Raw genomic sequence first — 18,728 nt, 5'->3', positions numbered from 1 at the left:
CATGGCCGCACGTTCCCGCCGATCCACCAGATCATCGTGCATCGGCGGATGATCGAGCGAACAGAAGGACGCGTGTGATGAACGAGATGCAGACGTTTACGGACCTGTTCGCGGGCACCGTGGCGAACGGGCTGTGGAAGGCGACGCTTACCGCCATCGTCTTTGGTGCAGGCGGGCTCGCGCTGGGCGTGGGGCTGGTCGTATTCGCGGGGCGGCGGGGGATGCTGCGGCGCGACCCGCGGCCGTGGGGGTGGGTGGCGCGGATGAACTACGTGTACGTGCCGGTGGTGCTGATGCTGCTGTGCGCCTCGCTGGGGAGCGTGTACAGCGCGCACCGGGTGGTGCGCACCGCCATCGACCGCACCACCGACCCGGCGATCTCCTACGCACGCTCGTACCTTCCCGCGCTGCAGACGGCGCTGAACGAAAAGCTGGGCAAGCCCCGCGGCTCCGTGGCCACGGTGGAAACGCTGGTCGCCGAGCAGATGTCCGGCGAGCGCGTGCGCAACCCGCTCGTTCGCCAGGCCCTGTACCGGCTGAACCTGGCGCTGGTGCACCACGCGCTGGACCAGGTGCAGGTGCCGGACGGCGCGCGCGGCGCGGTGAACGCGCTGCGCCACGCAGACCTGACCGACCTCGACGCGCAGTCGTTCCAGAGCCTGCCGCGGGCGCTGCACGGCGCGGCCAACTCGTTCTTCTTCGCCAAGTACCTGTTCGTGTGGACGCTCTTCGCGCCGTTCCTGCTCATCCCCGTCGCCGAGCACCTGGCGCACGCCGGCTACCGCTGGCACCGCCGCCGCGCCGCCGCGCATCCCCATCCACAACCCTGAGCGACCCCATGCGCCTGCGCCTCGCCTGCTTTGCCGCGCTCCTGATCGCCGTCCTTCCGCTCCAGGCCACCGCCCAGGCCGACATCGCCGGGTTGCGGCGGTCGATCGAACAGATCACGCGCGGGTACGAGGGCGTGGTGGGGGTCAGCGTGCGCAACCTGGCCACGGGCGAGTCGCTGTCCATCCGCGGGGCGGAGACGTTCCCCTCGGCGTCGCTGATCAAGGTTTCGGTGCTGGTGGCGCTGCTGGACGAGGTGGAGCGGGGGACAATGCGGCTGGACGACCCGCTGACGATGATCGCGCGCGACCGGGTGGGCGGCAGCGGCGTGCTGCAGCACCTGCACGGCGGCCTGCAGCTGACGGTGGAGGACGCGGCGCGGCTGATGATCATCATCAGCGACAACACCGCCACCAACCTGCTGCTGGACAAGGTGCCCATGCGCACCGTGTGGGCCAAGATGGATTCGCTGGGGCTGCCGCACACGCGCATCCACAGCAAGACGTTCCTGCGCTCCACCTCGGTGGCGATGGACAGCTCGGTGAAGTACGGGCTGGGCGTCACCACGCCGGACGAGACGGTGCGGCTGTTCACGCTGCTGCACCAGGGGCGCGCCGTGTCACCCCGGATGGACTCGGTGGCGCTGGCCATGCTGCGCGGCAACGAGGACTGGAACAAGATGGTGCGCTGGCTGCCGGACGGCGCCACCGCCGCGCACAAGAGCGGCGACGTGGACCAGTCGCGCAACGACTGCGGCATCCTGTACGGCCCCGACGCTCCCGTGGCCCTGTGCGTGATGACGCGCGAGAACCGCGACACCTCGTACGCCACCGACAACCCCGCCAACCTGCTCATCGCCCGCATCGGCGCCGAGGTCTACCGCTTCTTCAACCCCTCCGCCCCGCCGCCGCCGATTCCGCGCTAAAGCGGACCCGCCGACGCAGGCGGGCGCATCGGCGTTGAGAACCGCCGGACCGGCAATCCACCCGGGAAGATGCAGCCGCTCGCGCCATGCAGCGCCGGTCCCTTACCTTTCACCGCATGCCGATCATCCACCGATCCGCCTTGGCGGCCTTCCTCGCGCTCGCCACCTCCTGCGCGCCCGCCACGCCAAAGCCCGCACCCGCGCCGGCCGCCGATCCGCGGGCGGAGGTCGCGCCGCGGACGGCACTGGGCACGGCGCCGCTGGACGCGGAGGCGGAGGCGTGGGTGGAGCGGACGCTGGCGTCGCTGAGCCTGCGCGAAAAGGCGGGACAGATCGTTTTTCCCTGGACGGGCGGGGAGTACGTCGCGACGGACTCGCCGGAGATGGACCGGCTGCTGGAGTGGGTGGAGCGCGACGGGATCGGCGGGGTAGTGATCTCCATCGGGCTGCCGCACAGCTACGCGGCCAAGCTGAACGCGCTGCAGCGGCGCGCAAAGGTGCCGCTGCTGGTGACGACGGACATGGAAAACGGGCCGGGGATGCGGCTGGGCGGCGGATACACTCTGCCGCACCTGCTGCCGCTGGGAGGCGGGACCGTGTTTCCGCCCACGATGGCGCTGGGCGCCGTGGGGTCGGACTCGCTGGCGCGCGAGGTGGGGCGGGTGATCGGCCGGGAGGCGCGGGCGGTGGGGGTGCACCTGACCTTTGCGCCGGTTTTGGACGTGAACAGCAATCCGCTGAACCCCATCATCAACACGCGATCCTACGGCGAAGACCCGGCGCAGGTGGCGCGGCTGGCGACGGCGTTCATCGGCGGGCTGCACGACGCGGGGCTGATGGGTGCCGGCAAGCACTTTCCCGGGCACGGCGACACCGAAGCCGACACGCACATCGGACTGGCGGCGATCCGGGCGGACCGGGCGCGGCTGGACAGCGTGGAACTGGTGCCGTTCCGCGCCGCGGTCGCCGCGGGGGTGGACGGGATGATGGCGGCGCACATCTCCGTGCAGGGGGTGGAAGGGCCGGACGCGCCCCCCGCCTCGCTCTCCCCGCTGTTCGTGCGGCGGGTGCTGCGGGACCAGATGGGGTTCCGGGGCATCGTCTTCAGCGACGCGATGGACATGGGCGCGGTGGTGCGCCGCCACGGCCGCACGGAGCCGCTGCTGCTGGCGCTGGAGGCGGGGGTGGACGTGCTGCTGCAGCCGCTGGACGCGCGTGAAGCCGTGGACGCGGTGGCGGAGGGCGTGCGCTCCGGCCGCATCCCCCAATCCCGGCTGGACGACGCGGTGCGCGCGGTGCTGCGGGCCAAGGCGCGCGCCGGCCTGCACCGCACGCGCGAGGTGCCGCTGGAGGCGGTGGACGAACACGTGGACACGCGGGCGCACCAGCGTCTGGCGCAGACGGTGGCGGAGCGGTCCATCACCCTGGCCCGCGACACCCGCGCGACCGTGCCGCTGGCGCCGGGGTCGCGCGTGCTTTCCGTAACCTACGCGGAGGCGACGGACCTGACGGCGGGCCGCTGGTTCGACCGGGAGCTGGTGCGGCTGGGGTTCACGGTGGGATCGTTCCGCGTGGATCCGCAGACGCCGCCGGAGACGTACGCCCGCATCCGCACCCTGGCCGATTCCGCGGACGTGGTGCTGGTGTCGGCGTACGTGCAGCCGCGGGAGCACGCGGGGACGGTGGGCGCGCGCGGCGGCTTTCCGGCGTTCGTGGAAGCGCTCTCGTCGGAGGACGGGCGGGTGGTGGCGGTCTCGTTTGGCAGCCCGTACGTAATCGGCTTTTACCCCTCGGCGCCGGCGTACCTGCTGGCCTGGGGCGGCGCGGAGGTCGCCCAGCGCGCCGCCGCCCGCGCGCTCGCCGGACAGACCGCCATCACCGGGCGGCTTCCCGTCTCCATTCCTCCCCTTTTCGCGCGCGGCGACGGGCTGCGGCGTTCCGTTCAGCCCTGAAAAAGATAGGCCTCACACGGAGTCAACGGAGTTTTTACGTGCCGATTCCTCAGGCCTCGTCCGGGTCACAAGGCTGGCGAGAGCAAGGGATGAAAGTGGATTCTGCGCGAAGCCAGCGGAGCCGCGCAGAACAAACTCCGTTAACTCCGTTGACTCCGTGTGAGGCATTCTCTTTTGCGATCCCAGACCGCAGAACGCGGTGGGGAACGACAGGGAAGTGCGAAACGTGCGGAAGCGCGTGAGTGCGGTAGCAGCGACTCCAGACAGGATGGGATGATGGGGATGCGATTGGTTCGCGCGGCGGGGCGCGGAATTGTGGTGGGGATGGGGATGCTGGGCGGATTCGCCGCGGCGCGGCCGGTGGCGGCGCAGGCGGCGGATTCCACGGGAATGCCGGCGGTGGCGAGGGAGTTCCGGGGCGTGTGGGTGGCCACGGTCGACAACATCGACTGGCCGTCGCGGCCAGGGCTGCCGGCGGACTCGGCGGCGGCGGAGCTGCGGGCGATCATGGACCGCGCCAGGGACCTGCGGATGAACGCCATCATCCTGCAGGTGCGGCCCGCCGCGGACGCCCTCTACCGCTCCGATCTGGAGCCGTGGTCCGAGTACCTGACGGGTGAGATGGGCCGCGCGCCGGATCCATCCAACCCCCTCAACGGGTGGGATCCGCTGCGGGCAGCCATCGAAGAGGCGCACCAGCGCGGGATGGAGCTGCACGCGTGGTTCAACCCCTACCGCGCGCGGCACCCCTCCGCCCGCTCGCCGATCGCCGCGTCGCACATCGCGCGGCGGCGGCCGGACCTGGTGCGGCGGTACGGCGGCAACCTGTGGATGGACCCGGGCGACCCCGAGGTACGCGCCCAGACGCTGGCCGTGGTGCTGGACGTGGTGCGCCGCTACGACGTCGACGGCGTGCACCTGGACGACTACTTCTATCCGTATCCGGAGACGGACACGGCGACCCGGCAGCCCATCGACTTTCCCGACGAGCCCAGCTGGCGGCGCTACGTGGAGGGCGGCGGACGGCTGGGGCGCTCCGACTGGCGGCGCGAGAACGTCAACACGCTCATCCGCGAGCTGTACGAAGGCATCCACCGCGAAAAGCCGTGGGTAAAGTTCGGCATCAGCCCGTTCGGCATCTGGCGGCCGGGGCACCCCGAAGGCCAGGGAACGCGCTTTGACCAGCACGAGCAGCTGTACGCCGACGCGCGCAAGTGGATTCGCGAGGGTTGGGTGGACTACTACACGCCGCAGCTGTACTGGGCGATCTCGCGCCCGGACCTGAGCTACCCCGTGCTGCTGCGCTGGTGGACCGAGCAGAACGTGCACGGTCGCCACATGTGGCCCGGCAACTTTACCAGCCGGGTCCCGCGCGAGTGGCGGGCCGAGGAGATCACCGACCAGATCTGGGTAACGCGGGGGATTCCCGGCGCCACGGGGAACGTGCACTTCAGCATGCGCGCGTTCATGCAGAACCCTGATTCGCTGAACGAGCGCCTGCTCCGCGGCCCGTACCGCGCTTCGGCGCTGGTGCCCGCGACGCCATGGCTGGGCGGCACCGTGCTCCCCGCCCCGCGCGTGGTCCTGCATCCGCGCGGAAGCACGGGCGGCGTTCTGCTCAACCTACCGCGTGAGTCCGGGGAAAGGGCGCGCTGGTTCGTGATCCGCGCGCGCCGCGCCGGCGTCTGGACCACCACCGTGATCTCCGGCTGGACGGAGGGATACGGCGACACGGCCGGCGTCGATACGCCCTACCCGGACCTGATCGTGGTCACGCCCGTGGACCGCCTGGGCATCGAAGGCCAATCCACGTATCTGCGCCCCACCACCGCACCGTAGGCGTTTCGCGGACTTCGCGCAGCGAACGGAACGGCGGTTTCACGCGGAGCCGCGCAGGAAAGAAGAGGCGCGGAGAACTTCATCGGTTCTCCGCGCCTTTCCGTTCTGCCTCTGGCATCGGCGCTCCAGACTGGCGGCGGCGGCTCGCCGGGACAGAACCGGGTCGCGATGGACGTTCCGTAAAGGTGCGGATGACGCTGGAGCCTGTCTTCCGCCGAGCTGGTGCGGCAGGAGTGGGCGGTCCCGGGGGACGATGAAGTCTGGGAGACCGGGATGGCGCTTGTCTTTACGCGTACGTAAAGCGGCGGCAGCGGGTGGATGTCCGGCGTCCCACGTCGGCTCCCCCCGCCCGTCCACCTCCTCCGCGCCATCCGCGTCTCCGTGTAGTTCCGGAAAACCAACATCGGAAGGTACAGAGGGACCGAGCACAGCCAGAGGAACAGAGGTCATCCGCATTCAGTCCTCTGTTCCTCTGGCTGTTGTCTGCTCCTCTGTACCCTGACCTCTGTTTCCCGACGTCCGACGTGAGGTGAGGTGTTTTCCCGGATCTGGTATAACCATACGAACTGCCGTTCGGCGGCTTCGAACGACGAGAGTCACGGCGGCACGCTCAACGGCGCTTGATGCGGCGCGGGTCCTGGCCCTGCTCGATGCGGTCGGCCAGCTCCAGCAGCGCGGCGAACGCCTGCTCGGCCGAGGCGTCCAGGTCGCCGATCTCCAGGCGGTCGGCGTCGCCCACGGCGCGCTGCAGGGCGTCAACGGCTTCGCGGATGGCCTCAGCGCGGCTGCCGCGGTCCTCAGTGCCCTCCACCGGCGCCGGGGCGGACTTGGTCCAGCCGCTGCGGGCGCGGCGGCGGCGGCGCACCTTGCTTTCGTAGAACGCGCGCCCGGCGTCCGTAAGCAGCACCAGGCCATCCGCCTTGCGCAGCAGGCCGCGCCCCTCGAGCGCGCGCACCACGCGGCCATCCAGGTCGTCGAACGGCACCGGCTGCTCCGAAAGCGCCAGCTGCCGCAGCATGTCTTCCTGCGTGGTGTTGACCGTGGGATCCGCCTCCGGCTCCGCGGCGGGCGCGGCCTCGCGCGGCTGCATGGGATACGGATCGCGGCGGATGGACGGCGCCGGCGCCGGGGTCTGGCCCCGCTGCAGCGCCTGCAGCGCCTTGCGGCCTTCCGGCGTGATGATGGAAAAGCCGCTCAGACGCTTGATGTAGCGGCGCAGCCCCAGGCTGCGCAGCGCGTCGGCGTCCAGGCGCGCCTCGGAAACGGGCGCGCCCTTCTCCGCCAGCTCCTTGAGCAGGGTGATCTCGGCGGGCGAAATCTCGTCGAACACGGGTCGTGATGTGGGGGGGATGCGGAACCATGTGGCCAACCAGGCTTCCGGTGCAGAAACGTACATCCATTTCGCCCCGAATGCCAGCACCCGCGCCGCAAGAGGCGGGTTCAGCGTCCCTGCGCCACAGGTTCGGACGATGCCGCGGAACCGTCTACACGCGTTGACGTCCTGAGTGATGCGCCGCACCGGAGCCTGCTTCCAGGCACCGACGAAGGACCTTCCCTGCTTGACTGAGGGACTTGAACGGCTCCCGAGGGCTGGGCCTGGCGCGACCCGACAAAGATCCTTCAGTCGCGCGCAAGCGGTTGAGCGGATTCAAGTTCCGTGTGGCGCTCCCTCAGGATGACACCGGGGCCCCACCACACCAGCTCAGAAGCTTGACGCTGTCGCACGGGTCTGACACACGCCCTCTCAAGGACCGCGCGGGCTGAACGGTTCCGGATAATGGTCCAGCGCCTCCTGTGCAGCCGCTTGCAGCGTCGCCGCGGTGGCGGGATCGAAGCGAAGGGTCTGCGTACCGTCCGGGGAGCGGACGGTGAGCGCCGCCGGCATCTGCGCCGGCGCGTGGCCGGACAGGCGCGCGGCGATGGTCAGCGCGGCCAGGTAGCTTCCCGCCGGCGTGGGATGCAGGCCGTCCTGGTACAGGTCCAGGCCCGGCTCGCGCTCCCACGCCTCCAGCCACGCCGTCGCCGCCGGAAGCATCACGCCGTTCACCTGCTCCGCCGCCAGCGCGTAGGATTCGATCGAACGGGCAAAGTCGGCGCGGCGCGCGGCGGCGGGCCAGACGGAGAACAGCGCGGAGCGGCCGCCCTGCTCGCGCACCAGCCCGTCGAAGCGGGCCGCGTACTCCAGCAGCAGCTCGCGGCTCTCCGCCAGCGACGAGGGGCCCTGCTGCAGCACCACGTAGTTCCAGCAGCCGCCACGGATGGCCCGCGCCGCGCGGCCGTCGTTCCAGTGGTCTTCCAGGCTGAAGTCCGGCAGCGCCACCTCGCGCAACACGGGCGGCGCGTCACCCGCGCTGTCGGCCAGCGCCTGCACCATGTACGGCAGCTCGTTGAAGTACGTCAGGCTGTTGCCGATGAAGAGGATGCGCATGGGCCCGTCCGCCCCGCCGTCGCACGCCACCGGCCCCGTCCCGCCGCCCCGGCACGCCAGCATCCCCATCATCGCCACCCCCGCCAGCACCATGCGCATCATCATCCCCCGGTTCCGTGTTCGTCGATGTCACTCGTCCATCGAACGCGGACACGGCGGGATTACTGCCGGATTGGGGATGAACGGCTTCACGGCGTGACGAGCGGCCGATTCGATCCACGGACGGGGATACCCCGGAGTCCGCGGCGTCGCTCGCGCCGATCCGCGGCCTCCGCGCTACGCGCCGCCGGCGGCGACCAGGCGCTCGGCGGCGATGCGGGCGCCGTCGGCGCGCACCGACGCGGCGACGGTGCGCGCGCGTACCGCCACGTCAGGGTGCAGGGCGCGCTCCAGAGCGACGCGCAACGATTCAGTCGTCGGAGCGCCGGGCGCGTGCGCCGTCCCGATGCCCAATTCGCCCACGCGCAGCGCCCAGTAGGGTTGATCGTAGTACTGGGGCATCACGACCTGGGGCGCGCCGGCGCGCGCGGCCGCGGTGGTGGTTCCCGCGCCGCCATGGTGCACGACGGCCGCCACGCGCGGAAAGAGCGCCTGCTGGTTCACCTCGCCAATGGCCAGGCAATCCGGCCCGTCGTCCGTCAACGACAGTTCGGCCCATCCCCGCAGCACGATGGCGCGGCGGCCCAGGGCCCGGGCGGATTCGATCATCGCGCGGCTGAGACCCGCCGGCGCCCGCATGCTGCCGAAGCCGAAGTACACGGGCGGCTCGCCGGCATCGAGAAACGCTTCCAGTTCGGAGGACAGGGGCCGCTCGTCCGGCAGGATCCACGCGCCGGTCTGGAAAACGGCGCCGTCGGCGGGATCGGGCCAGGGCCCCAGCGTGGGGTCGGCGGCCAGCCAGGGACGGGCGGTGAGGACATGGGCACGCACGTCGTCCACCGGCGCCAGGCCAAGGGGGACCCGGCGCGCGTTGAGGCCGGCGCCCCACATGTCGTTCCAGCGCAGCCCATCCAGCTCCCACAGCGCGCCGACGTCGGGGGCAGGCGCGGCCGGCGTGTCGCCCAGCATCGTCAGCACCGGCGGCGCGTGGTGCCGCGACGGCAGCAGACACGGGCAGTACGAGGCAAAGACGTAGGGAATGCCCATCCGCTCCGCCACGGACGGCGCGGCGATCTGCAGCGCCGTCGCGCCCACCATCAGGTCGCGGTCCCGCGCGGCGGCCGTGAGGGTGTCGAACTGGGCGGCGACGGTGGATTCCATCATGCGCCGCACCTGCTCCGGCGTGGGACGGGGCGCGGACGGATCTGCCCTGCCCGTGGAACGCAGCTCGGGGCCAAGGGGCGTCACCGGCATTCCCAGCCCCTCGATCCACGCGCGAAAGTCCGGTGGCACGCACAGGCGCACGTCCTGGCCCAGCGCCCGCAGCTCCAGCGCCAGCGCCACCAGCGGCTGTACGTCGCCCCGCGAACCGATTGTCGAGAGAAGCACGCGCATCAGAAACATCCTGGGAAGGGGTGATCCGGTGGCGAAACACGGGCACAAGTGTGCAACCGCACCGGGCGCTTGCCGCAAGCCCGCCCCCCGGTGATATTGTCGGTCACGGGGCACAGGGCACGCGGGGACCGATCCGCGGGATGTCGAGCGAGGCGTGGAGACCGGTTCTCCGCGCCTTTTCTGCGCCCGCGAACCGCGGACCCGTGCACCGCGGCATCTTTCCATTCTCCGCTCCGCGACGTATGCTGCGGCGCCCAAATCCGATCGAGCTCCATCCATCCGCAGGACCATGAAGCGCTTTGCCGCCTACGATCCGCCCGAGTACCACAACTGGTCCGCCGACCCCGCGCTGGTCAAGGCCTGCCGCGAGTGCATCACGTCCAACCCGCAGCGCGAAGAAGTGGTGCGCGGGCTGGGCGAGGAGCAGCTGCTGGACCTGTACGCCGGCCTGCTGCGCAACCGCCTGCACGACATCATGCTCAAGCGGTGGGTCAAGAGCGGCGTCATCAGCAAGGCGTGGCTGGGCGTGGGCGAAGAGGCCACGACCGTCGGCCCGGTGCACGCGTTGCGGCGCACGGGGCCGGACCGCGACGTGGTGGCACCCATGATCCGCAACTCGGGCGCGTGCCACGAGATGGGGATGCCGGTGGCCGACATCTTCCGCAGCTACCTGGGCACCGCCGACAGCCCGTCCATGGGCCGCGACCTGCACGTGGGCGCGCTGGAGCACGGCGTGCTGGCGCCCATCAGCCACGTGGGCGACGTGGTGCCGGTGATCAGCGGCATCGCGCTCTCGTTCAAGCAGCGCGGCCAGGACCGGGTGGGGATGACGTGGACGGGCGACGGATCCACCAAGACCGCCGCGTTCCACGAGGGGATCAACTTTGCCGCCGTGCTGCGGCTGCCGGTGATCTTCATCATCCAGAACAACCAGGTGGCGCTGGGGACGCGGCTTTCGCAGCACGCCGCCGGATCGTTTGCGGATTGGCCGGCGATGTACGGCGTGGCGGGCGGCACCTTCGACGGCAACAACGTGCTGGATGCCTACGCGGCCACCAGGCTGGCCGCGGACCACGCGCGCGCCGGCAACGGCCCCACGCTGCTGATCGCCGACACCTTTCGCATGGGCGGCCACGCCACGCACGACGAGCGCGAGGCGCGCAGCATGTTCGACGCGGAGCTGTTCACCAGCTGGGGGCGCCGCGATCCCGTGGGCCTGTACGAGGCGTGGCTGGAGGAAGAGGGGATCGGCCGCGACGCGCTGGAGGCCATCGAAGCGCGGGTGAGCGCCGAGGTTGAAGCGGCGGCCGAAGACGCCATCCGGAGCCGCGAGAACGCCATGCCCGCGCCCGAAGCCGCCGCGCAGGGCGTGTACGCGTGAGCCAGCCGGCGCCGCTGCACGGAAAGCCGGACGCGGCGGCGCCGGGCTACATCGTCGTTTTTCACGACGGCACGGTGCCGGACCCGGTGGTGGACGAGCTTGCCGCCGCGCACGGCTTCGTCCCCAAGCACGTCTTCCGCAACGCGCTGCTGGGCTTCGCAGCAGACCTTTCGGCCGACGCGCTCGACGCCATCCGCCGCCACCCCGCCGTAAAGTACGTGGAGCACGAGGGCGTGGTGCGGACGACGTAGCTCCTCATCACCCGCTAACCTCCCCGCCCCAACCTCCGCCGCGCCCGCGGCATCCAATCCGGCGTGACCCCGATCCACCCCACCACGATCTTTCTGATGATGAAGACGCGCTTTCTCCTTGCCGCGGCGCTGCTGCTCTGCGCCGCGTTCGCCGCGCCGGCGCGCGCGCAGACCGCCGCCGACTCCGCCGGCATCCGCGCCACCGCGCTGGACTATGCGGAGGGCTGGTACACGGGCGACGGCGCGCGGATGGGCCGCTCGCTGCATCCGCGGCTGGCCAAGCGCATCTCCATGCAGCGCGACGGCGCGTGGACGCTGGACGAGATGTCGGCGAACGAGCTTGCGCGCGCAGCCGGTGGCGGGGGCGGCACCCGCACCCCCCAGGCGCAGCGCCAAGCCGACGTGCAGATCCTGGACGTGTTCGGCAACGTGGCCAGCGTGCGCGTGACGATGGCGGGGTGGATCGACTACATGCACATGGCCCGCGTGGACGGACGCTGGCAGATCGTCAACGTGCTCTGGGAGCTCAAGCCGCGCGGGTGAGAGTTCCAGGCGAACCGCAGAGTTCCTGACGGCTGGTGGGTACAGAGGAACAGAGAAAGCCAGAGTAACAGAGGGAACGTCTTCCTCTGTTTCTCTGGCTTTTGTCTGTCCCTCTGTACCCTTCCTCCGTTTCGTGCTCTGACGAACCTGGGAGTCGAGCCGGGTTCACTCCGGAAGCGCGCTCCCCGCGTACAGCGCCTCGACCACGGATGCGTAGTGCTTTTCCACCAGCTTGCGCTTGATCTTGAGGGTGGGCGTAAGCATGCCGGACTCGATGGTGAACTCCTGGGGGATCACCGCCACCTTCTTGGGCCGCTCGTACTTGGCGAACTCGTCCAGGCCGCCCAGAGCCTCCCTGGTCATGTGCTCCACGATGCGCGGATCGGCGGCCAGCTTGTCGCGGTCCGTCTCGGTGATGCCGTGCGACGCGGCCCAGGGGAGCAGGTTCTCCCACTCGGGCACCACCAGGACGCTGGGAAACGGCCGCCGGTCGCCGATGATGACCGCCTGCGACACGAACGGCGACATCACAACCGCGTTCTCCATGGGCTGCGGCGCCACGTTCTTGCCGCCCGCCGTCACGATGATGTTCTTAAGCCGGTCGGTGATGCGCAGAAAGCCATCCGGCGTAAGCTCGCCGATGTCGCCGGTGTGAAACCAGCCTTCGGCGTCGATTATCTCGCGCGTCGCCTCGTCGTTGCGCCAGTAGCCCTTCATCACGTGCGGCCCGCGCGTAAGGATCTCGCCCGACTGCGGGTCGATGCGCACCTCCACGCCGGGGATGGGCTTGCCCACCGTCCCCAGCTTTACCGCGTCCGGCTTGTTCACCGCGATCACCGGCGACGTCTCCGTCAGCCCGTATCCTTCGAACACCGGCAGCCCGGCGGCGAAAAAGAACTTGGCCACGTCCGGCGACAGCGGCGCGCCGCCGGAAACAAAGTTGCGCATCCGCCCGCCCGTCTTCTCCCGCAGCTTGCCAAAGACCAGCTTGTCCGCCAGGGAGTACCGAAGCTTCAGCGAGCCGCCCGGGGTGTGCCCCGCCAGCTTTGCGTCCGCCACCGCCTCGCCCACCCCGCGCGCCCAGCCCACGATCATCTTCTTTCCGCCCGTCACGCCCACCACGCGCGAGTAGATCTTTTCGAACAGGCGGGGGACGGAGACGGCGATCATCGGCCGCACCTGCACCAGGTTGTCGGCCACCTTGTCGATGGATTCGGCGTACGCGGTGCAGGCGCCGATGTCCCAGTACAGGTAGTCCACCATCCGCTCGAACACGTGCGACAGCGGAAGGAACGAGAGGGTGGTGTCGCCCGTTTTGATGACATCGCTCAGCCCGTGCTGCAGCGCGCCGGCCACGTTGCTGGCCAGGTTCCAGTGCGTGAGCATGACCCCCTTGGGGTTGCCCGTGGTGCCCGACGTGTAGATGAGCGTGGCCACCTGGTCGCGCGGCACGGCCAGCGCGCGGGCGCGAAAGCCGGTGAACCGCCCCTCGTCCACCGCCCGCTGCCCGTCCGCCACGAACGACTCGAACGTCGTCGTCCCGGGCGAAACCGTGCCGTCGAACACGATCACGTGCCGAAGCTCCGGCAGGTTGTCGCGGATCTCCGCGATCTTGGCGGCCTGGGCAGAGGTGGAGACGAACACGATCTTCGCCTCGCAGTCGCGCAGGATGTACTCCACCTGGTTGGCGGGAAGGGTGGGATACAGGGGGACGTCGATGATCCCCTGGCCCACGGAAGCGTAGTCGGTGATGGCCCACTCCGGCCGGTTCTCGGAAAGGATGGCCACGCGGTCGCCGGCCACGATCCCCGCCGCGTCCAGCGCCGCCGCCACCGCCGTCACCCGCCGCTCGATCTGCGTGGTGGAAAGGCACGCCCATACGCCGTCGCCCGTGGGGTACTGCATGGCCTCGGCCCGGTCGTACCGGTCCAGGCCGCCAAAGAAGATCTTGGGGATGGTGTCGCGCTCCACGGGGAGCAGCGGATCGAGCGTGTTCTGCATGGCGGCTGAGTCCCGCTTGGGATCGGGTGATTTCCGGATTCCGGCACGCAAGCACGCTGCGAAACGCGTGCAGGCATCCAGCGAAGCTACCCCGCCCCGCAAGCCGAAACAAGACACCGCACGGACGTTCGATCCGGAGCGTTCCACCGGATCCGCTACACGCCGCGTTGCTTTCGTGAGACGGTTCTGCCAAACCTCACCTGCCCGGGAGGCGCACCGTCATCCTGAGGGAGCGCACACCCGTCAGGTCCGTAACCACAAACGCCTGCGCGCGACCGAAGGATCTTTGTCGGGTCGCGCCAAGCCCAGCCCCAGGAGCCGTTCCAATCCCTCGATCCGGCAGACGAGATCCTTCAATCGCGCGCCGGCTGCGGTGCGGGCGGCAGAAAATTGTGTGGCGCTCGCTCAGGAAATCAGCTTTCGGGGGTTCGATCCCAAGTATCCAGATGCACGACGCCCCCGACCGGAGATTCCGGCCGGGGGCGTCGTTCATCAACCGGACTGCCGTTGATCAGCAGTACTGGTCGAAGGCGTTCCGCAGGTCTTCGGCGATGGCGTCGGCGCTGCGGCCCTCGATCTGGTGGCGCTCCAGCATGAACGCCACGTCGCCGTCCTTGAGCAGCGCAATGCTGGGCGACGACGGCGGATAGCCGTGAATGTAGCCGCGAGCCGCCTGCGTGGCCTCGATGTCCTGGCCGGCGAACACGGTGGTCAGCTTGACGGGCTTCTTGCCGTTCTCCAGCGCCATCGCCACGGCGGGGCGCGCGTTGCGGGCCGCGCAGCCGCAGATGGAGTTCACCACCAGGAGCGTGGGCTCGCTGGTGTCTTCGAGCACCTGCTTTACCTCGTCGGGCGTGCGAAGCTCCTGCACGCCCAGACGCGTGAGGTCCTTGCGCATGGGCGCGACCATCATCTCGGGATAGGCCATCTTCGTCCTCTCGGTTCGTTGATCGGAAACTGCTCCCGCTGCTGCGGTTGCTTACTCCGGAACGCCGGATCGGTTCACGCGTGGCGGATTGGGAGCGTCCGGCGGGGCGACCACCACGGGTCCGGTGGATCGGCGACGTGCATCGAACTGCGTCCGGCGGTGCCCTTCCCCCGGCCCCTCCCCGCTCGTTCCTCGCGGAGAGGGGAGGACGTAGCCGCGGGATCCCGGCGTCCTCGAAGGGCATCGAACGGACGCCGGCAGAACGCCCTCTTACTCGCGCAGGCCCGCACCTCCCCAAAAACCCTGGGGGAGGTGGGACTTCGATCCTGATCCGGAAGCTGCCGACACCACCCCTCCCCCGCAGTTTGGGGGAGGGGTCGCCGGCCGTTGCGAGGAACGAGCAAAGGCCCGGCGGGGGAGAGGGCCCCGCGTCGCAGACGCGGCCCGGGAAATCGGATCGCGTTAGCGCAGACGACTACACCGCCGCGCCGTCGACTGCGATGAGGGCGCTCAGGGCGGCGGCGCCAAGGGTCCACTCCAGCCAGAGCAGGCGGCGCAGGACTTTGCGCGGCGTCCACTCTTCGCCGTCCAGCTCGATGCGGTGCGCGCGAGCCTCGTCCGGCAGCGTGGTCAGGCGGTCGACGACCAGGACCATCGCCGTGTCCAGGCGCGCCAGCGTCTTTTCCGGCACCTCCGCCATCGCCGACGCGCCCAGGCGGCTGAGCGTCCACCACTGCGCCCGCGCCAACTCCTCCAGCACCTGCCGCGCCGACATCCCGCCCGGCGTCTCGGCGTCCAGCAACGCCTCGGGGCGGCGGCGGATGCGCGCCAGCAGGCGGGCGCGCAGGTCGCCCAGGCGGTGCACGCCGCGCTCCGCCTCGTCCTGCGGGAGCGCGCGCAGGTCTTCCGCGAAGAGCGCGGTCGTCTCGCCGGCGGCAACGCGGGCGTCGGTGGCCAGCCACTCGTCCACCGACAGCTCGATCTCTGCGTCGCGCGGCGGCACCGGCTCGCCCAGCGCGGCAAGGAAGCGGAACCACTCGCCCAGCACGCGCTCGAAGGCGGCCACCGCGGCTTCCGGCGATCCACCCACGGCGGCGCAGCCGGGAAGGTTAAGCGCGTGCGCCATCACCGCCCCGTCCGCGCCTTCCTCCAGGCCCACGCGCACGCGCGTCAGGTCATCCACCGGCTCCATCACGCCACCGCCGGCTCCAGCAGTTCCAGCGTGCCGGCATCCGCGTCCAGCCGTGCGCGCACACCCATCGGCAGCGTCCAGTTGTCGTCGATGTGGCCGAAGGGAAAGCCGATCGCCACCGGGACGCCCAGGCCGGAGAGCGCGTTGCGCACCACGGTCGCCGCGTCCGACATCCCCTCCGTCTCCGGCGACTCCGTGATGCCGCCCACGGCGATCCCCGCCACGGCGGAGAGAACGCCGGCCAGCCGCAGGTGCGAAAGCAGGCGGTCCAGCCGGTACGGGTGCTCGCCCACCTCTTCGACAAAGAGGATGGCGCCCCGCGGCTGGATGGCGAACGGCGTCCCCAGCGTGGCCGAAAGCAGCGACAGGTTGCCGCCCAGCAGCGGCCCCTCCACCACACCCGGCGTCACGGTCTCCACCTGCCCGTCCGCCGGAAGCGGCAGCACGCCCGCCGGCTCCGGCGACGCCAGCACGCGCAGCAGCTCGTCGCGCGCAAAGTCGGGGAACTCGACGGAGTGCGGATGCGGGCCGTGAAAGCTGACGACGCCCGCGCGCTGCGCTCCCAGGTGCACCGCCGTGTTGTCGCTGAAGCCGATGAGCGCCTTGGGATGGCGGGCCAGCGCGTCCCAGTCGATCCGGTCAAGGATGCGCATGGTGCCGTAGCCGCCGCGCAGAAACCAGATGGCGGCGACGTCCGGATCGGCCAGCGCGCGGTTCAGGTCGGCCAGGCGCTGCTCGTCGCTCCCCGCCAGGTAGCCGTCTCGTGCCCCGCAGTTCTCCTCCCGGCGCGGCACCCAGCCGAACGACCGCACCCGTTCCTCAGCGCGCTCCACGCCGCCCGGGGGCACCGGGCCCGCCGCGGCCACCAGCGAGACGACCGAGCCTTTGCGCAGTGCGGGCGGGCGGATCATCGCGCCACCTCCGGCCCGCGCGCCGCCGTCGCCAGGATCAGCAGCGCGACCGCCGCCAGCAGCGCCCCGCCCGCGTACGGCGCGGCGATGCCCACGTAGGCGAACGCGGCGCCCGCCGCCCACGGTCCCAGCACCCGCGCCAGCGCGGAAAGCGACTGCGACGCGGCCAGGATGCGCCCCTGGTCCGCCACGCCGCCCTGGTGCGAGATCATCGCCATCACCGAAGGCGTGGCGGCGGCCTGGCCCAGCGCAAAGACGGCGGCGGCCAGCACCACCAGCGGCAGCGAGGGCGCCAGCGGGATGAGCACCATTCCGGCCGAGATCAGCGCCAGCCCCAGCAGCCCCGAGCGCCGCTCGCCGATGCGCCGCACCAGCGGACCCACCATCAGCCCCTGCGCCGCCGCGGCCACCAGCCCCACCATCGCGAACCCGTATCCCACGGATTCAAAGCCCAGCCCCCAGCGCCGGCCGGCCCACAGCGCCAGCGTGGCCTCCATCCCCGCGATCCCCATGGTCACCATGAACGTGGTGGCGTACAGCCCGCGCAGCTTGCCGGGCGCGTCCAGCACCGTGGCCACCCGCGCCCGCAGCCCCGCGTTGCGCGCCGTCACCGCGCCGCGCACCTCCGGCGGCAGCGATTCAGGAAGGCGGAACCAGGCCAGCACGAAGTTGGCGGCCGCCAGCGCGGCGGCGCCCAGGAAGGGCGCGTGCGGCCCCCAGCGCGACAGGAACCCGCCGATCGCGGGGCCAAAGATGAAGCCCAGGCCGAACGCCGCGCCGATCATCCCCATCCCCCTGGCCCGCTCCTGCGGCGGCGTGACGTCGGCGATGTACGCCTGCGCCACGCCCACGTTGGCGCCCATCAGCCCGTTGACGGCGCGCGCCACGAACAGCCAGGTAAGCGACCCCGCCAGCCCGAACGCCAGGTACGAAAGCGCAGCCCCCGCAATGCCCACCAGCAGCACCGGCCGGCGGCCCACCCGGTCGGAGAGCCGCCCCCACCAGGGTGCGAAAAGGAACTGCATCAGGGAGTAGATGGACAGGAGCCACGCGGCCGCCACCGGCCCCGCGCCAAACCGCTCGGCGTACAGCGGCATCAGGGGGATCACGATCCCGAACCCCACCAGGTCCAGGAACACGGTGACAAAGACCACCGCCAGCGGCGAACGGCCGCGGGCGGCGGGACGGCTGCGCGCCAGGCGCGGCCGGTCAGCGGCCGAACGGAAGCCGCGTGAGGCTGCGGAGCTCGCTGATCTGCTCAATGACCGACTTGTTGTCATCATTCCGGGTTTCGGGAGGCGGCGGCGGGGGCGGGCGCAGCAGGTCGCGCACGTCCAGCACTGCCTCCAGGTACAGCTGGTCCCGCCTGAACTCAAAGTCCAGCCGCGCCATCTCGGCGTGGTCGGTGGCGGCCTGCGCGCGGGCGTGGGCCTCGCGGTACAGGGCCTCCAGGTTGCTAAGGATGTGCTCGCGCGGGCGTGGCACGTCCGGTCTCCCTCTGTGGACACGGTGAATGCGGGGCGCTCAAGATACCGCCCCGCGGCCTCCCTGACAACGCGCCCAAGTCGAGATCGCGGCATCGTTTCGCGTGCCCAGCCGCCACCACGCGATTCGGCCCTTCCGCGCCCGGCAGACTGCCCTCCGTTCGCGCTGAACTGTCATTCCGAGCCCCCACCCACCCCACCCCGTCTCCTCGCGCCGCAGGTCGCAGAGCCGAGGAATCTACCTCCGCCTGCTGGCGCCCCGACGCGGCAGCGCGCTCCGAAGCCGCGGCAACGACAGGGGCGGACGATGGCCGATGGGGAACGCCGCGAGATCTCGGTAACTGCGGCCAGGGAGGAGCATTCCGAGAGCAATTTCTCATTCGCGCGCCTGGTTGGGAGGGTGCGGACGGGTTCGCGCGGCGCTCCCTGGAAACGACAGATGGTGGGGAACGCGATCCGTTCTCCACCCTCGTCCGGCGCAGTTCGCCGGGCGAGCGAGCCAACGGGCTGGGGACCCGGCGCGGTTCTTCCGGAGGCGGCGCCCGCATTCACATGCTGGCGGATTCAAACA

16 protein-coding genes are annotated in these 18,728 nt (G+C 70.7%); 7 read left to right on the top strand and 9 right to left on the bottom strand.

Features of this window, described 5'->3' with window-relative positions; genetic code table 11:
- Positions 1-77: 77 nt before the first annotated feature.
- The 4 genes from ACOJUJ_RS25350 (at position 78) to ACOJUJ_RS25335 (ending at position 5,544) form a co-directional block, all read left to right on the top strand.
- Positions 78-830 (top strand): hypothetical protein, encoded by a 753-nt coding sequence (locus ACOJUJ_RS25350; protein ID WP_420129722.1) that lies wholly within the window; start codon positions 78-80, stop codon positions 828-830.
- A gap of 8 nt (positions 831-838) precedes the next feature.
- Positions 839-1,753: a serine hydrolase gene (locus tag ACOJUJ_RS25345; protein WP_420129721.1), complete on the top strand. Its 915-nt coding sequence runs from the start codon at positions 839-841 to the stop codon at positions 1,751-1,753.
- 140 nt (positions 1,754-1,893) lie between these two features.
- Positions 1,894-3,705: a glycoside hydrolase family 3 protein gene (locus ACOJUJ_RS25340; protein WP_420129720.1), complete on the top strand. Its 1,812-nt coding sequence runs from the start codon at positions 1,894-1,896 to the stop codon at positions 3,703-3,705.
- 282 nt (positions 3,706-3,987) lie between these two features.
- Positions 3,988-5,544 (top strand): glycoside hydrolase family 10 protein, encoded by a 1,557-nt coding sequence (locus ACOJUJ_RS25335; RefSeq protein ID WP_420129719.1) that lies wholly within the window; start codon positions 3,988-3,990, stop codon positions 5,542-5,544.
- Positions 5,545-6,154: 610 nt separating this feature from the next.
- On the opposite strand, the gene ACOJUJ_RS25330 is transcribed toward ACOJUJ_RS25335, so the two are convergent.
- The 3 genes from ACOJUJ_RS25330 to ACOJUJ_RS25320 all read right to left on the bottom strand — a co-directional run bounded on the left by ACOJUJ_RS25330 (position 6,155) and on the right by ACOJUJ_RS25320 (position 9,466).
- The gene (locus ACOJUJ_RS25330) at positions 6,155-6,874 is read right to left on the bottom strand and encodes a hypothetical protein (RefSeq protein WP_420129718.1); all 720 of its coding nucleotides are present in this window, start codon (positions 6,872-6,874) and stop codon (positions 6,155-6,157) included.
- Positions 6,875-7,288: 414 nt separating this feature from the next.
- Positions 7,289-8,077 carry an SGNH/GDSL hydrolase family protein gene (locus tag ACOJUJ_RS25325; RefSeq protein WP_420129717.1) on the bottom strand — a complete coding sequence of 263 codons (789 nt, stop codon included), beginning with the start codon at positions 8,075-8,077 and terminating at the stop codon, positions 7,289-7,291.
- A gap of 171 nt (positions 8,078-8,248) precedes the next feature.
- Entirely contained in the window at positions 8,249-9,466 is a 1,218-nt protein-coding gene (locus ACOJUJ_RS25320) for a glycosyltransferase (RefSeq protein ID WP_420129716.1), read from the bottom strand.
- A gap of 289 nt (positions 9,467-9,755) precedes the next feature.
- Between ACOJUJ_RS25320 and ACOJUJ_RS25315 the strand changes: the two genes are divergently transcribed.
- From ACOJUJ_RS25315 to ACOJUJ_RS25305, 3 genes are all read left to right on the top strand, one after another.
- On the top strand, positions 9,756-10,847 hold the full coding sequence (locus tag ACOJUJ_RS25315) for a thiamine pyrophosphate-dependent dehydrogenase E1 component subunit alpha (protein ID WP_420129715.1): 1,092 nt from the start codon (positions 9,756-9,758) through the stop codon (positions 10,845-10,847).
- The gene (locus ACOJUJ_RS25310; RefSeq protein WP_420129714.1) at positions 10,844-11,098 is read left to right on the top strand and encodes a protease inhibitor I9 family protein; all 255 of its coding nucleotides are present in this window, start codon (positions 10,844-10,846) and stop codon (positions 11,096-11,098) included. The genes ACOJUJ_RS25315 and ACOJUJ_RS25310 overlap by 4 nt, the downstream gene beginning before the upstream one ends.
- A 96-nt stretch (positions 11,099-11,194) precedes the next feature.
- The gene (locus ACOJUJ_RS25305; RefSeq protein ID WP_420129713.1) at positions 11,195-11,641 is read left to right on the top strand and encodes a nuclear transport factor 2 family protein; all 447 of its coding nucleotides are present in this window, start codon (positions 11,195-11,197) and stop codon (positions 11,639-11,641) included.
- Between the two features lie 165 nt (positions 11,642-11,806).
- On the opposite strand, the gene ACOJUJ_RS25300 is transcribed toward ACOJUJ_RS25305, so the two are convergent.
- The 6 genes from ACOJUJ_RS25300 to ACOJUJ_RS25275 all read right to left on the bottom strand — a co-directional run bounded on the left by ACOJUJ_RS25300 (position 11,807) and on the right by ACOJUJ_RS25275 (position 18,158).
- The gene (locus tag ACOJUJ_RS25300) at positions 11,807-13,642 is read right to left on the bottom strand and encodes an AMP-dependent synthetase/ligase (protein ID WP_420129712.1); all 1,836 of its coding nucleotides are present in this window, start codon (positions 13,640-13,642) and stop codon (positions 11,807-11,809) included.
- Between the two features lie 511 nt (positions 13,643-14,153).
- Positions 14,154-14,570, bottom strand: a complete 417-nt coding sequence (locus ACOJUJ_RS25295) for a BrxA/BrxB family bacilliredoxin (protein ID WP_420129711.1) — start codon at positions 14,568-14,570, stop codon at positions 14,154-14,156.
- Between the two features lie 475 nt (positions 14,571-15,045).
- Entirely contained in the window at positions 15,046-15,762 is a 717-nt protein-coding gene (locus ACOJUJ_RS25290; protein WP_420129710.1) for a type II toxin-antitoxin system HicB family antitoxin, read from the bottom strand.
- Complete coding sequence (locus ACOJUJ_RS25285) at positions 15,762-16,673, bottom strand: S66 peptidase family protein (protein ID WP_420129709.1); 912 nt, start codon at positions 16,671-16,673, stop codon at positions 15,762-15,764. Before ACOJUJ_RS25285 ends, ACOJUJ_RS25290 begins: the two co-directional genes overlap by 1 nt.
- Positions 16,670-17,935 carry an MFS transporter gene (locus tag ACOJUJ_RS25280; RefSeq protein ID WP_420129708.1) on the bottom strand — a complete coding sequence of 422 codons (1,266 nt, stop codon included), beginning with the start codon at positions 17,933-17,935 and terminating at the stop codon, positions 16,670-16,672. The genes ACOJUJ_RS25285 and ACOJUJ_RS25280 overlap by 4 nt, the downstream gene beginning before the upstream one ends.
- Complete coding sequence (locus ACOJUJ_RS25275; RefSeq protein WP_420129707.1) at positions 17,883-18,158, bottom strand: hypothetical protein; 276 nt, start codon at positions 18,156-18,158, stop codon at positions 17,883-17,885. Before ACOJUJ_RS25275 ends, ACOJUJ_RS25280 begins: the two co-directional genes overlap by 53 nt.
- Positions 18,159-18,728 lie beyond the last annotated feature (570 nt).

The sequence above is a fragment of the Longimicrobium sp. genome, from assembly GCF_048594345.1.
GTDB lineage: Bacteria > Gemmatimonadota > Gemmatimonadetes > Longimicrobiales > Longimicrobiaceae > Longimicrobium.
The sequence above is the reverse complement of the archived record's forward strand: the minus strand, read 5'-3'. Positions and strand labels throughout refer to the sequence as shown.